Consider the following 14,862-nt stretch of genomic DNA (forward strand, 5'->3'; position numbering starts at 1 on the left):
CCCGCGGGATTTACACCGTCACGCTGGCATCTATCCGGCTTTCCGGCCAGAGGAAACCCTGGCCAAACCGTGCTCCTGAGACGCAGGCTCGCTGTAAGTCCTGCGCGGTTTCAATGCCTTCGACGACAACAGCCCGGGCAATCTTCTCTCTGACGAAGTGAACCAGTGCGTCAAAGCGGGCGGGAGAGCTCAGCTCTGAGCGGTCCAGCTTGATGCCATCTACCGGCAGAGCAAGACGCGCATAGTCGTCTGCCAGTTCCTGAGTCAGATCATCCAGCCAGATTTTCCAGCCCGCCGCCTTAAGCTGAAGTAGGGCGTGATGGATGCCGCGTTGCTCTGCGGCACTCATGCGGGTCACGGTTAACGGATCCTGAATTTCTATCGTTAAGCGCTGCTGGTGACGTAGCGCAAGCAACAGGTCGATGGCTTTAGCATCAAGCAGCTGGTCTGCCGGGAGATTAAGCCAGTACTGGCCTTTGTCCGGCATCTGCAGCAGCGTATTGGCCTGCCAGAAAAAAATTTGCAGCGCGCTGCGGGTGGGCAGTGAAGCGAAGAGTGCGTCAAGATTCACGTTGTGGATCTCCACCAGAACCTCATGCGCCACCGCCTGGCCGGAATGCAAATCGACTAAAGGCTGAAACCGCAATCCGGTGATGGCATGCAGCAGGGGAGAGGGAAGCACGGTGTACATGACAAGACCTGCAGAAAAAAAGGTTCCCGCGGACACGGGAACAAAGGCAAACGACACACGGTCGGGAAGTTAATTCAGGATCCAGCGAATGCTCTGATAGAACGAGGGGCCCCGCACGGCCTTCAGCTTATTCATGGCATTGTTTTTGTAGAAATAAACCAGCCTGACGTTGCAGCCGAGCTGACGGGCAATTTGCTTGGTTTTCAGGTTACATGAGTAACCTCGCAGCACGCTCGCTTCCTCGTTGGAGAGCCTTGCAGGGCGCTGCCGCGTCGTAATGCTCACGTTGTAATGGTTTAACGCTTTTGGCGTCTGGCTCATCAGGATTTGCCACATCGCCTTGATATCCCCCAGCGACACGCGCTTATTGATGACCCCATCCACATGCTTAAATTTCAGAAAACCGACGGATAACGAATAGATATAGATCCTCGCCGCTGGCTGTTTTTCTTTAATGCGCAGAATATCTTCATTGGGCGTAATCATAAAACTGCCGATATTCAGTGGATCATAAATGACGATGTCCCAAGTTTGTTCGCTGAGGAGAAAATCTTCAATATTGCTGAACCCATGGAAAATAACATCCCGATGCGCGTCAGGTTCACGGTTGCCAAGATATTGCAGGCCAATCATTGTGAACTCACAACTATCAATAACGGCCACATGTATTGTTTCTTTCATGGTCATTCTCCTTTAGTTGGGCACCCGGTCCGTGTAAGAGAAACAGTTATTTGAATCGTGCGGTCACCCATGCCTTTGTCGCGAGACATGGCATAAAATGTATGCCAGGAGAATGTATTGCGTAAAGCCAATCCCTTTTATTATCGAAAGATAAAATTCAAAAAATATTTTAAGGTGAGATCTAATATTTTTAATCTTCTTATAATATTAGAGATAGATTTTTATCCTGAGAAATGGCGTTTGTTAAGGTTTGATATGGATAACACGCTCTTTTTATGGGGTTTTTAGGCGGGGTTTTAGCACGTTTTGGGTGTTGGTTCGCCACTTGTGTTGCTTCGCCAGGAATTTTAGCCTCCCGGGCGTTAAAATCCTGGTGGGAATAAGTTGTGAGCATGGGCTTATTACACTACTATCAGTCTCCTTTTATCGTGTTAATAATGAAATAATATGATTTTTTCTGAATTCACTCTCAGGATTATTGTGTTTTATCGGGTCAATATTCTGCAGGAGATGATAAGCGATGCGCTGCGTAAATTACTGCCTGAATATTCTCTGCAAATATCAATGGTGGAATCAACAGAACAGCTCTTTGATGCCATTAGCGACGGTCAGGTCGATATTGTTATGGCCGAGTTCAGTTATCTGTTTAACCATAAATCGTGGAGCGTACAGACCAGTAACCGGCTCAATATGTTATGTCATACGCACCACGTTAAGCGTGTACTTTTTGTGCCTGAATTACAGTACGGATTATTAAAAAGGGTGCTGGAGATGAAATACGAGCTGACCCTTTCCCTGCAGGACGAGCCCGGCGAGCTGAAAAGAGAATTACAGGCGCTGCTCAGAGCAGAAGAGGCCAGGCCGCGTGTCTCATCGTATCTGAAGGGAATGATGCGCGCTGGCGCGCGCTCGCGTTCGGTGCTTTCCGCCCGGGAGTGGGAGGTGCTGCATCTTCTGGTGGAAGGCTACACCGTGACCGAAATTGCCCAGCTGCGAAGCCGCTCGGCCAGTACCATCGCCACCCAAAAGCACAATGCGATGAAAAAACTCAACCTCACCAACCACAGCGAACTCATCAAATACCTGCAGATGGCGGGCCGGATCGGGAGTTAAGCGTCGATTCGCCGGAACGACAGCGTCCCGGCAGATGCGCATCAGGGGTAGATAATATTCAGCGTCGCCGTCGTATTGAGTTTGCCCTGACTGACCTTCGCCGGTACCCAGACATAATAGGACGCCGCCATGGGCAGGGTGAACGTCTTGCTCAGTGCCCCGCCCGCCGCCACGTTGAACAGCAGCGTGGCATTTCCGCGGCTGGTGGTAGAGGTCGAGAAGATGACCGGCTGTTGCGGGTTATTCCGCTGAATCAGCCGCAGCCCCACGCCCTGTGCGGCACCGCTGCTGGTATCAACCAGTACGGAACTGTCGGTCGACAGCAGTTGCGTGCTGGAGAGGAACATCTCAATCGCCCGGTCAGACGTCCCGTTTGTCCCCAGATTCTGACAGCTCATATTGAGCGTAAAGGGCGTCAGCCCTGGCTGGGCAGAGGCGCTCAACTGTGGGATACCCAGCGTAGGTAAATGAACCGTCAGCCCCGCGTTGTCGAAAGAGCAGGTGGTCAGCTTCGGTGCATATTTGATGGTCATCGGCTGGCCAAACATATCCCGGTTATCGTATGGCCACTTAAAGCCGTTAAACAGCCACTGCACGATTTTCACCAGCTGATTGATCGGCCAGGTAATGATCTCCCAGAACGACATGCCGCTCATATCGCTGACGAACAAGACATCGCTCATGGTCGCCGTGTCCCCCGAGAGGGTCGTGCCACTCTGATCAACCAGCGTAAAGCGCACGGTAAACGGCGTATTCAGTTCTGAAGCCGTATGGTTACCGCTCGCGCTCAGCGTCTTGTTGGGATGCGTGCTGGTGATCTCCGCCCGCACCCTGTATTTGTCATTGCTGAAGCCCAGAATGGTGGCGTACTTACTGTCGGTCGAGAGGATCGGCGTGTAAGAAAACTCGCTGTTGCCGGTTGAGCAGTTAAACGAGCCGCTGTACTGGGTGCTGAAGCTCCCGGTCCAGGTCGGCGTGGCGGGCGTCAGCTTATCCGACAGATCGACGCTGATCGGCGGGCCATAGGAAATACTGCCCCCGGAACAGGTGGCATAGCTTGCCCCGCTGACGCAGGCGAGAAACAGAAAGGTCAGTAACCGTATCATGTTGATGTTCCGTTAGTAATGGCAAACAGAGGACGGGCTTTCCAGTCCCCACGCCGGTGCGGCGATAGTGCAATTTCCGCCACGCAAATGAACGCTAAGCTCACGTGGTGGTTGTTCCGCGCGAATGTAGAGCACGCTGGCCTGGCCGACATAACCCACCGACTCGCCGCGCTCGTTCAGCACTTCGGTACCAAACGGCAACGGTGCCCCGTCCGGGCGGGTGGCGCGCAGCATCCAGGACTGGCGCTGGTCGGTATCGAAGCGGATATAGTTCACCGCGCCATCGTAAGGGGCGACGTTAGCGATGTTGCCCAGCACTTCTGCCCCGCGGCTGTTCGCCGTTTCGGACAGGGTGATGGCATTTTTACGGTACGGCGTGGCGTAAGGCACCAGCGCCACGCCATCACGGTTGGTCACGATACTTTCGTCGCCGTTAACCATCAGCCCTTCCGCCTGCGGCGCATCGACAATGGTCATGGTGGAACCGGTTTCGTTGGAGGCAAGCAGATGCCACGGCACGGCCACCAGGCTGCCGCGCCCGTTCAGCCCCATCTGGCGGTAGTCGGAGGATTCACTGTAGGAGCCACCAAGCGTCGCGAAGTTTGCCCGGTATGCGGTGTTCACGCTGGCGGTGTTGTTCCCGCCCCGCGCATTGCTGCCGGAGAGCGTATAGCTCAGGCGGTTCGACGCCAGCGCGTTGCCGCTCATGCTGATATTGCTCTGTTCATAATGCGAGTCGCTGGCCGTCAGGCTGGAGGTGACCCACGCGTTGTTATCAAACAGCGAGAAGGGCAGGCTGAGGGAGAGGTAAAAACGCGTCTCTTCTTCACGCTCGCTGTTGCGCACCCGGCTGGCGGAGACGGTATAGCTTGCCCGGCCGATGGCGTTGGAGTAGCCGGCCTGATATTCGCGCGAGGTTTGGCGGGAATTCCAGTAGTCGCGCTGTGTACCAGAGACAAACACCGTGCCCCAGTTGTCGGGCAGACGCTGGTTCAGGTTAAGCGTGAAGGTGTTTTTAGGCTGTGCGGCGCGCAGGGCATCCCAGGTGCTCATCGTCATCTCCGGGGCGACCCCGAAGCGATCTTCATACTCGTCATACTGTGCTTTCAGGCGTTGATACCCTTCCCGGGAGTAAAGCGCGTCGCTAAAGCTGTAATACCCTTTCGTGGAGTAGCGGTAGGCCGCCAGCGTGAAGTTGGTGGCTGTGGTATCGATAAATTTACTGTACGACACGCGAAAGCTTTGGCCGCTGTCGGTTCTGTCCTGCAGCGTGGTTTTGGCGTGGGTGACATCCACGGATACCGCGCCAAAGGGCAAATTCCAGCCGGTGCCGATAAGCCCCGCCTGATAATTATCGCTCACGATCGTGCCCGTATAGCCGGTCATCAGGTTATTAAAGCCATAGCGCAGCGTGGCCTGCAGGAACGCCGGGTCCGCCTCAAGGGTGTTTTGATGAACCTTTCCCGCCACCACGCTGTACTCGCTCACACCCTCTTTGAGCATGCCGGGCACGGCAGAGAAAGGCACCGTGAATGATTGCTGGGAACCGTCCGCTTCGCGCACGACCACCAGCAGGTCGCCCGCTGAACCGGTCGGCTGAATGCTGTCGAGGGTGAACTGGCCCGGCGGAACGTTCTCCTGATAGATGACGTTACCGTTCTGCATTACCTTCACCAGGGCGTTAGTGCGCGCCACGCCATGTACCACCGGTGAAAAGCCCTGCTGCGAGTTAGGGCGCATTTTCATATCGGACGCCAGCGACACGCCGCGCACACGAAGGGAATCAAACAGATCGCCGGGAATATAAAAGTCGCCCAGCGTCAGGTTGGATTTCAGCGCCGCCAGCGGGCGGCGCAGGTAGCGGGTGTTATTCTGCCAGCTGCTGTCACCGCTGGCGGATTTGCGCCAGGTACTGCTGTCGCGAAACTGCCAGCCGAGCAGGTTGGCACCGGAATCCAGCCCGGCGTAAAAATCATCGTTGGTCTCTTTGGCGGAACCTTTTGTTCGCGTGTTGTACCAGGTGGTGTTCCAGGAGAGCATCAGCGCCGGGATCCCTTCGTCCCAGAACTGAGGGGCAACATAGCCCTCTTCGGTACGTAAGACGGCCGCCTGTGGCACGGTGAGTGCCAGACTCAGCGTGCTGGTGTCCGTTTTTACCTCGCCGCCCTGAACCAGATCGTGCAGCTGCACCTGGCCGTCAGTAATGGCGGGGGCCGGAATCGCTTTGGTGTTGATCCCCAGCATAAGCGCGTCTTTCCAGGCAAGGCGAACGTCATCCTGTTGCTCGCCGTAGGTCACCGTATAGCGCCCCTTCCAGTCTCCGTTGACGTAAATATCCATCTCCTGGGGACCGGCTGGCATGGCGTTGTTTTCGTAAAAGCGTGACAGATCGGACTCACCGGATGCGCCAGCAAGCAGGGAGGTATCAAACGTTACCGCACCTGATTTATGCGAAAGCAGAAGCGAGCAGACAGCCAGCATGCAGAGCCTGTTTTGTTTCATTTTCATGGTGAGTCTTTCCGATCACTGGCTGGTGAGCGTGCGGGTTTTATACGCACCCAAATCATCCACATACATCAGCTGGTAGGTTTGGCCGCGTTTCACCGCGTTTTTTGTTGCGACGGTGAGTTGACCAAATGGCGCGACCATCGGTGATTCCTGCAGTAATTTGATTTTGCCCTGGGAAATATTGGCAACCGTAATATGGAAAGGGCTGTCATTAACGATGCGGAACTGTTTACCGCTGGCAATTAGCGTCAGTTTCCCCGTTGCGTTATCCAGCGTGCCGGTTAACGAGGCCGGGCGATAAAACATTTTGATGCGTGATTTAATCGCCAGCTGAACGGTATTCTGGTTTTGTATATTTTCCGGCTTTGGCGGAATGTCGAGCACGTTCAGGAAAAAGACCGATTCGCGATCGCCCGGTAAATTCGCTGGCAACTTTTTTATCCGCAATTGCTGACCATTATGTTCGCTGACCTTCACCACCGGTGGCGATAACAGAAAAGGAACGTTTGCCGTTTCCGGGGTGGAGTTAATATCGCCGTCATCAATCCAGGATTGCACCAGCGCAGGGGCATCACCCGTATTGATTAACTGAACAATGACCTCTTTGTTATTCTCAGGATAAAGAACACGCGTGCCATTAATCACAATATTGGCCCATGCGTTGCCCGCGCTGAGCAGCAGAGATGCCAGCATAATAATCTTACGCATATTGGTAACCTTAAATACAGGCTTCGCCGGGACGAAGCCTGATTAACTGAAATTACAGGTAGGAAATGGTGTAGGTCACGTTAGAGCTCAACGCACCGACCGTTGCAGCAGCGGCGTTGGTTTTATAGTAATAAACGTCCAGCGTCAGCGTTTCTGAATCTGGCGCCGCTGAGGTACCCATAATGCTGGTGGTATAAGCCTGGTTCAGCGTAACCGGCGTAGATTTACCTGGTTCAACTAAGGCGAAACCGACATTACGCGCCACGCTGGCGTCGTTTTCATTAACGCTGTTATTCAGCAGGTATTTGCCGTCGGTAGAAATATTATCGGCGCTGGAGAAATACACTTTCAGCGGCGTACCGGTCGTACCTGCTGCTGGCGTACAGCCAGAGAAGGTTAACGAAATGGATTTTTTATTTTTTGTAATCAGGCCAACCGTTGTTCCGGCATCCTTAACCGAAATGGGGGAGAGGGCGACGGTCATATCCGCGCTTTTCCCGCCATTAATCGTACAGGTGGTATCGGTAATAGCACCGGTAAAGTTAATTACGCCACCCGCTGAGTTATCTGCGGCAATGGCGTGAGTAGAGGCAATGGCTGCGCCAAGCACAGATACGGTCATGATCGTTTTGAACATGATAAACTCCATAATATTTTGTTTTATCTAAGAAAGAATGTTTCCCGGCTGCGCAACACGCTGTGACAGGCTTACGCGCATCGCGACCTGAGTACGAGCCTTGACGATATTATGTTGCATCAAAAAGATACATAACAAAACATTATTCCGTTAAGATCAAAATAATGAGATTATAATCTTGCTATAACGTTCTTTTAAGGATCATAACCTAAATGCCTTCATTCGAAGGTCTTAATTAATGAATTAATAATTGTTAATTTATGAAGTTTTCTATGCGGCGTGCTCAAATAATATTTGATGACTTGACCACACCCTCTTTAGACCTATTATTGCGAGGGAAATACAGTCGTTTATAACAGTGGTGTAACAATCATATGAAGTATCTTATTGATCTCGCAATGCTTTATGAAGTGGACTCCGGTGTGATCATGATAAATGGAGAAGAGGAATCTTCCATTAAGTTATCAAATCAGGCGGCACGTTTGTTATATGAACTCATCATTAATAATGGTAAAACCCTCGACAGGGACGACCTGATTAAGAAAGTCTGGGAAGACCGGGGTTTTTCCGGCTCCTCGGTCAGTCTTAATGTTGCCATAAGTGAAATTAGAAAAGCTTTTCGGAGTTTAGGACGTGACCCGCTACTGATTAAGACCATTCGTGGAAAAGGTTTTAGTCTGGCCGCGCATATTGAACATCACACTGTCAGGCCGCCCGTGGCCGCTCCGGAAAAAATGGTGGCGGAAACCGTCGATATTGTGACGCAGCAGCGAGACCCGCCTGAAGGTTTGCGTCGACGGGACAGCGGCTTTACCACCCTGTTCGTGATGGCGCTGGTGGCAATAATGGGTATTGCCGCGCTGCTGTTCTATCAAAATATGCGCGTCGCCGATCGTCCGAAGGAGTCCGATATCTATCGGCTGGGCAAAATTGACCGCTGTACGGTTTATCTTATTGATAAGAACATGTATCAGCCGCTGCAGGTCTATCTTAACCGCGCTAAAGAGGCGATCGCCCGTCAACATATCGACTGCGAACATCAGGCTGCTGATGCCTATTATTCAAAATTTAAAAAGTCACAGCTGGAAAATGATTTTTTGGCCGTCTGTTATCTGCAGGATGGCGCCGATAGCTATAAAAATTGTATCTCTTACAGAAGCCTGACAGGGAGTTAAGATCATGTCGAAGAGACAGATGGGTATATTATTGGGCGTGGTACTGCTGCTTTCCGTTATCGTCATTGCCGTGCTTTACCCGAAAAGAACTCAGGAAGTGGGATTTGGCTGTCAGTCTGATACGGTTTCCAGGAAAAACTATTCCACTGGAGAGTCGACCGCCCTGTCGTTAACCACGCTGTTTCTTTTTAATGGCAGCGATATTGTCACGGTGATCCATAAAGGGGTATTCACCCGCGGCGACAAACGTTATTTGATTGACCGAAACTATGTCCTTAACGTTGAGAAAGTTGCTGGCAGTGATATTTACTATATTAAAGGAAAAAAACTGCAGAAATCTGATGATGACATTGCCCCGGATGGAATTGTCAATGAGCTGCTAATGGACAGTATCGACTTCTTTTATGTTACCCGAGTTAAAGGTCATGCCTGGCTAATTAAAGGGTTGGTATTACCAATAATGATGTGCGTGGCTGTACCCACATCCTGATATTCTGCAGAATGACCAGAATAGATGTTTATCTATTCATCAAAAAGTCTCAATTTTATTCATTATGTAACAACAAGATGCAAAAGCAGGCGGATATTTTTCATCTTTTGCTTTAAAGGGAATGAAATTTTCTGTATTGCCTCGTTATTTTTCGGGTGACTATACTTCGCCCCGAAAAAGGGGCTCCCCTTTTTTAAACATCTGGATTCTTTTTTGAAGGACTAAATAAATGAATAAACTGAACGCTATCGTTCTGGGCTCACTGCTGTCTCTTTCTGCCCTGAGCGTTGCTCATGCAGCGGAAACTACCGCTTCTGCAACCTGGCAAGCTTCTGCAACGAAAGACAGCGATTCCGATCTGGTTGTCACCCCAACACGCGCACTGAACTTCGTTTATAGCGCAAACACGAAAGCCTTTAACACCGACACCGGTCTGTTTGATGTGGCTATTCGTGGCGATCACTCTTCTGCAACCAGCTTCAAACTGGAAGCTATCGTTGATGACTCTGACAACACCCTGTTCAGCGTTGGCGGCGAAGCAACCAAACTGAAAGTGGGCGCGCGCTTTGGCGGGACCGATCTGGGCTCCATCGGTGGCACAGTGGGTACGAAGTCAACGGCATGGACTACCCTGGTTGACTCTTCAAACAACACCGGCGTCTCTTCTGGCCTGTGGAACCTGACCACCAGCGCAGGCGCGACGGCAAACACCGAAGTGACCGGCCAGGACAAGTTTGTGTTCTACGTCGATTCTGCACAGGACAGCACCGGTGCGGCGAAAGAGTTCAAAGACCTGACCAACAGCCTGTGGGAAGGTACTGTCTCCGTTGCGTTCCGCGCAACCTGGGGCTAAGAGCTGACAGTTACAGGGGCGTAAGCCCCTGTTTAGGGAAATATCATGTTTAGCCTCAAACCCATCTTCTTCTCTTTATTATTTATTTCCTCCTCCGCGCTGGCGATTAATGTTGGCAAAGTCACCACCATTATTCCTGCCGATGCGGATTCCACCGCCAAGGAATTAAAAAACGAAGCGGACAGCGTGCGCATTATTTCCATCAGCGCCCAGCGTATCAGCAGCCCGATGGATGAAGGCGTGGTGATTAATCCAGAGCAAACCGACGAGCTGCTGCTGACACCCACGCGCATGGTCATGCCCGCCGGAACCAGCAATATCGTCAAATTTTACTATCACGGTAAGGCCGACGATCGGGAGCGCTATTACCGCATTACCTTCATTGATGAAGGGGTCAGCGAAGATCTCGACAACGGCACGCAAAAGAATGGCAAAGGGATGACCCGCGCCGTGGTGAGCACCATTCTGGTGGTCCAGCCCCGCAAGAAGAACGTCGATTTCGTCTACGTGGCCGGGAAGATCACCAATAAGGGCAATACCGCGTTTCGCGTGAACGCGAGCGGAACTTGCCTGAAACCCAACCCGGAATCGCCGACCACGCCGTGCGTCAAAAACTTTTACCTGATGCCGGGCACCTCCCGCGCGATCGACGATATCAACGTAACGGACAGCCATTTTCATCTCGGAATTTGGGACCTGAAACAGTTCATTCCTGTTAAGTAAGGATGCATGGTGAAAAATAAATTAGTGTTGCCGGTGATGATGGCGTGCACATCCGGCCTCTTGCCCGCGTATGCGCATGCGGCCTCCAGCTCCGTGGTTATCGCTAATTACCGTTTTCCCGACTCGCTCTATGCCCTGCTGGAGCAGGGGATCAAAATCCCCGTTTATCTGGTCAATACCCGCCCGGGTGCAGTGCAACAGGCGGGCAGCACCGGTGACGTGAGCGAGTATGTCCGTATTGGCGACGTAACGATCTACGCAGAAGACCGGCAGCTCGGGCTGCGCGATGTCCAGGTCCAGGAGTCAGACAACGGTATTCGCCTGTCAAAAGAGATGCGGACGCTGCTGCAAAGCATCAACGGCAAGCAGTTTGACGACCATATGCGTATTCCGGTGAGCGCCGGGTCGGCGTTCGAGTTGGATCAGAAAAAAATGCGCCTGCTGCTGAACCTCTCCCAACGTGACTACGGGGTCAATATTCGTCCGCGTGAGGTGGATATCGATGCCCCTGAATCAGACGATCTGAGCGGCACGCTCTCCTATAACCTGGGGGCGTATCACACCGAGAGCGGCTACGGCGACAGCTGGTCATCCGGCTATCTCAACGCCAAAAGCTGGGTCTCGATGGGGGTCGATCACCTGCTGGTCGATGGCTCGGGCTACGTTAACGAGAACAGCAGCGACACCCAGATGAACGCGGTGATGTGGGAACGTGACTATCAGGGCATGCGCTACGCCGCCGGGATGTTGAACGGCTGGGCGATGCAGTCTCTCGCCAGCGTCAGCGGGATCTCCGGCGGAGAGGTGTACGGCGTCTCCGTGGGGAACCAGGCCAACTCGCGTAAGCGGGACAATACCCTCTCCCTGACGCCGATCGTGGTTTATTTCCCGACCGCCGGAGAAGCCCGCATTCGTCGTGACGGCCAGCTTATTGGTATTCAGCGCTTTGACGTGGGTAACCACGAAATCGACACCAGCGCGCTGCCCTACGGGATTTACAGCGTGGAAGTCGAGGTGGTCAGCGGCAGCCGCACCGTGTCACGGAGCATGTACACCGTGAACAAACCTTTCACTAACAACGTGTCGGAATCGCTGCGCTGGCAGACGTGGGGCGGGATTTATAGCCGCGACAAATCCGTCGTCAACTATAAGAAGTACGCCAAACGGAAAAACGAGCAGGACAACAGCTACTACTACGATTACGACACCAAACATAAAGACACCATGTCGCTGGTCGGCGCCTCCTTCAGCAAGCGCAGCGGGATGGTCGACTGGAACGCCTCCGGCTATATGATGCGCGAACACGTGGTCAGTGAACTGTGGGCCTCCCTGAACCTGACCGGGTACTTCTCGGTGAATACCCAGACGATGGCCGCCTCTGACGGAACGTACCGCGCCAACTACGGGGCTAACGTCAGCCTGCCGTGGAATATCGGTTCGGTCTGGTACTCGCATGAGCAGCTCTCCAGCGGCAAGTTCCTTGATATCTATGAAAACAAAGGCAACACGTGGGGGGCATCGTTCAGCCTGCCGTCGTTTGGCCTGCCGTCCGCCGGCAACCTGAGCCTGATGCGACAGGAAGACGACGTATACCGCTATAAACGCTATCAGGTTGACTACTCCCAGGGGCTGTATGCCGGTCGTTATGGTACGGCGCGCCTGCGGGTGGGGATGTCGCGCAATAAATACGAAGGCTATTACGAAGAGAAAGACCGCTACGTGATGCTCGATTTCTCGATCCCGCTGGGTAACACCGTCTCGGTGGGCGTTTCCCATAACCGCGATACCGGCACGGCGCTTAACGTCAGCGCCAGCCGCCAGTTCGAAGGGGATTACCTGAAGTCGGTTACCGCCAACGTTTCACGTGCCTTCAGCAGCAACCAGGATCGCACCGTGAGCGGCGGGGGCAGCGTGAGCTTCGACACGCCGTGGAACAGCAACATTCTGAGCGTGCAGAGCGGCACCAGCAAAGGCTGGAACTCCACGCTGACCAGCGACGGCAGCGTGGGCTGGTCGAAAGAGGCGGTTGCGGCCGGTAAAGGCACCCACAGCGCAGGGGTGATCGTCAGTACCGGGCTTAAGTCCGACGAGTCGCTCACGCTGAAGCTCAACGGCCGCACGGAGCGCATCAAGGGCGATAAAACCTGGCTGTCGTTACCGGCCTATCAGGCCTATGACCTGGAGGTCATGAACAGTGAAACCGGCACCGAAAGCTATGACGTTGGCGCAAACGCCCGTCGTCATATCACGGTTTACCCGGGGAACACGGTGGTGATGAAGCCGCAGGTGAAAAAAATCGTCACCCTGTTTGGCCGCCTTGTTGATGCCAACGGTAATCCGGTGAGCGCCACGCAAATCAAAAACCACGTGGGTCTGACCCGCACCGAAAACGACGGTCGCTTCGTGATTGACGTGGACAAGAACAATCCGGTGCTCAGCATTGCCACGCCGGACGACAGCGTCTGCGAGGTGCGTCTGGATATTGCGTCCAACCGTGGCGCGCTGTGGCTTGGGGACATCTCCTGCGATAAAGGCGATTTCGTCTGGCAGGAAGCAAAAGGAACACGGGAACGTGACGATGAAAAAGATATTCGCTCTTAATCTGCTGCTGCTAAGCGCGGCGGCGCAGGCGCAGCAGATGCCCTATTTCGCGATCAACAACCCGGACAACAACGGGACGGGCAACACGGCGGCGCTGTTCAGTCTGAACAGCACCTCCACCGCGTTTTTACACGGCTCGCGGGAGTGGCCCACCCTGAGTGCGAAAACCAACAACGGGATTGCCACCTATATTCCGGACAACAGTTTTAACGGCCCGGCAGGCAGCCCGCTGACCATCAACTTCAGAGTCACAGGCTCCAGCGCCTCGCCGTTCTTTAAGGGCACCGCGTGTTCGTCAAGCTGTGGTACCACGGGCTATACCGCGACGACCAGCTATTCCGACACGTCCATGGTGGTGAAACCGCCGGTCATTGAGCCGGGCACCGCTTATGGCCGCTGGGTGCTGGGGGATCCGTTCTTTGATTATCTGCTCAATGCTGCACCTGGTAACGAGGTGACGATTACTTCCACGCCGCAGATCTCCTCTATCGGCAAGGTCACCACCACCAACACGCTGCATAAGGTCGGCACATTGACCATGACCAACTCGCGGGCGCTGGATCTGGGCATTGACCCGATCAGCGGCGAGGTGACCATTGTGGATGGTTCAACCGGGGCGACGTGTACTAAATACACCCGCAATACGGTGTCGGGTGTGCTTTGCGAACTGCTGGAATACACCTTTGTCGGGGAAGATATCACTGGCTACAACCCGGGGCTGGCGCTGACCTCGTCCCGCGTGAACGGCGTGCTGCAATCGCACATGAACGGGGGGACGGGGCTGGCGGCGGAAATCACCTTCGATGAGAGCAACTGGTACAGCATCTCCGGCGGCATCCTGAGCGACACTCGCGTGCTGGCGAATACCTTCCTCGCGGCGCCGCAAAAAAACGGCGGCAAGGCGTACCTGAAAATCTTCCTCCCGAAGGCGCTGATTTTGAGCGTGGCGCAGGCGGGGGATGGTAACAACATCGGCAATATCGTCAGCCTGTGCCTGACGCCGGGTAACAGCTCGCTGGCGGCGGATTTCTGCTTCCAGCCGGGGGGCGGGCTGGTGATTGACCCTATCCAGCCAGGCCTTGCGATCGTGCCGGATAACCCGGATTACACGCTCGACCCTAACGGCCTGGGCGGTTCCGGGAAAGGCACGATTGGCGAGGGGCCGATAGAGATCCCCTACACCATTACCTACAGCGGCGCGCAAAAAGATGCCGCGATTGCGGTCACGGTGAAGGTCACCGGGCCGACGCAGAGTCTGAACGGCGTGGACTACTGTGCCTTTAGCGGTAACGGCTTCACGGTGCCTGTCCCCGGTAACGTGCTGCTGGGCAAAAGCCAAACGCTGAAGGCGCATAACTGCAAAGGCGAGGCGCTGTCCATTCCCGCACCCGCCACCCATGCGGAAGAGTGGGACAAGATAAGCTCAGGCGTGACGGACATGTGGCTGTGGAAAACCCCGCTGGTATTGCAGTTTGTGATGAACAACCCGGTATCGAAAACCACCTATGACGGTAATACGTGGTTTGGTGAAGTGACGGCTCAGGGTCGAATTGATGTCAGTGCATCCTGGAATTAA

Annotated in this window: 13 protein-coding genes; 7 read left to right on the plus strand and 6 right to left on the minus strand. The window is 53.9% G+C overall.

The window, feature by feature from the left end; all coding sequences use genetic code 11:
• Positions 1 to 10: 10 nt before the first annotated feature.
• Positions 11 to 691, minus strand: coding sequence for an EAL domain-containing protein (locus tag EQV24_RS18505; protein ID WP_058650563.1), 681 nt, complete (start codon positions 689 to 691; stop codon positions 11 to 13).
• Between the two features lie 69 nt (positions 692 to 760).
• Positions 761 to 1,378, minus strand: a complete 618-nt coding sequence (locus EQV24_RS18510) for a LuxR C-terminal-related transcriptional regulator (protein WP_029881867.1) — start codon at positions 1,376 to 1,378, stop codon at positions 761 to 763.
• Positions 1,379 to 1,852: 474 nt separating this feature from the next.
• Between EQV24_RS18510 and EQV24_RS18515 the strand changes: the two genes are divergently transcribed.
• Positions 1,853 to 2,485 carry a LuxR C-terminal-related transcriptional regulator gene (locus EQV24_RS18515; RefSeq protein ID WP_243649061.1) on the plus strand — a complete coding sequence of 211 codons (633 nt, stop codon included), beginning with the start codon at positions 1,853 to 1,855 and terminating at the stop codon, positions 2,483 to 2,485.
• Positions 2,486 to 2,526: 41 nt separating this feature from the next.
• On the opposite strand, the gene EQV24_RS18520 is transcribed toward EQV24_RS18515, so the two are convergent.
• From EQV24_RS18520 to EQV24_RS18535, 4 genes are read right to left on the minus strand one after another with little or no spacing between them, the layout of a single operon-like run.
• Positions 2,527 to 3,591, minus strand: coding sequence for a fimbrial protein (locus EQV24_RS18520; protein ID WP_130626914.1), 1,065 nt, complete (start codon positions 3,589 to 3,591; stop codon positions 2,527 to 2,529).
• Between the two features lie 12 nt (positions 3,592 to 3,603).
• Positions 3,604 to 6,099 carry a fimbria/pilus outer membrane usher protein gene (locus EQV24_RS18525; RefSeq protein WP_108453701.1) on the minus strand — a complete coding sequence of 832 codons (2,496 nt, stop codon included), beginning with the start codon at positions 6,097 to 6,099 and terminating at the stop codon, positions 3,604 to 3,606.
• A gap of 15 nt (positions 6,100 to 6,114) precedes the next feature.
• Complete coding sequence (locus tag EQV24_RS18530; protein ID WP_130626915.1) at positions 6,115 to 6,807, minus strand: molecular chaperone; 693 nt, start codon at positions 6,805 to 6,807, stop codon at positions 6,115 to 6,117.
• Between the two features lie 52 nt (positions 6,808 to 6,859).
• Positions 6,860 to 7,444 (minus strand): fimbrial protein, encoded by a 585-nt coding sequence (locus EQV24_RS18535; protein WP_013094838.1) that lies wholly within the window; start codon positions 7,442 to 7,444, stop codon positions 6,860 to 6,862.
• A gap of 374 nt (positions 7,445 to 7,818) precedes the next feature.
• Between EQV24_RS18535 and EQV24_RS18540 the strand changes: the two genes are divergently transcribed.
• The 6 genes from EQV24_RS18540 to EQV24_RS18565 all read left to right on the plus strand — a co-directional run bounded on the left by EQV24_RS18540 (position 7,819) and on the right by EQV24_RS18565 (position 14,862).
• A complete protein-coding gene (locus EQV24_RS18540; RefSeq protein ID WP_023620608.1) occupies positions 7,819 to 8,619 on the plus strand; it encodes a winged helix-turn-helix domain-containing protein in 801 nt (266 codons plus the stop codon).
• A gap of 4 nt (positions 8,620 to 8,623) precedes the next feature.
• Positions 8,624 to 9,109: a hypothetical protein gene (locus tag EQV24_RS18545; RefSeq protein WP_013094840.1), complete on the plus strand. Its 486-nt coding sequence runs from the start codon at positions 8,624 to 8,626 to the stop codon at positions 9,107 to 9,109.
• A 229-nt stretch (positions 9,110 to 9,338) separates the two neighbouring features.
• Positions 9,339 to 9,962 carry a common pilus major fimbrillin subunit EcpA gene (locus EQV24_RS18550; protein WP_013094841.1) on the plus strand — a complete coding sequence of 208 codons (624 nt, stop codon included), beginning with the start codon at positions 9,339 to 9,341 and terminating at the stop codon, positions 9,960 to 9,962.
• A gap of 45 nt (positions 9,963 to 10,007) precedes the next feature.
• A complete protein-coding gene (locus tag EQV24_RS18555; RefSeq protein ID WP_020686458.1) occupies positions 10,008 to 10,685 on the plus strand; it encodes a fimbria/pilus periplasmic chaperone in 678 nt (225 codons plus the stop codon).
• 6 nt (positions 10,686 to 10,691) lie between these two features.
• Positions 10,692 to 13,286: a CS1-pili formation C-terminal domain-containing protein gene (locus EQV24_RS18560; protein ID WP_095455671.1), complete on the plus strand. Its 2,595-nt coding sequence runs from the start codon at positions 10,692 to 10,694 to the stop codon at positions 13,284 to 13,286.
• Positions 13,264 to 14,862 (plus strand): receptor, encoded by a 1,599-nt coding sequence (locus tag EQV24_RS18565; RefSeq protein ID WP_130626916.1) that lies wholly within the window; start codon positions 13,264 to 13,266, stop codon positions 14,860 to 14,862. Before EQV24_RS18560 ends, EQV24_RS18565 begins: the two co-directional genes overlap by 23 nt.

Source organism: Enterobacter sp. A8 (genome assembly GCF_004296595.1).
GTDB classification, from domain to species: domain Bacteria; phylum Pseudomonadota; class Gammaproteobacteria; order Enterobacterales; family Enterobacteriaceae; genus Enterobacter; species Enterobacter cloacae.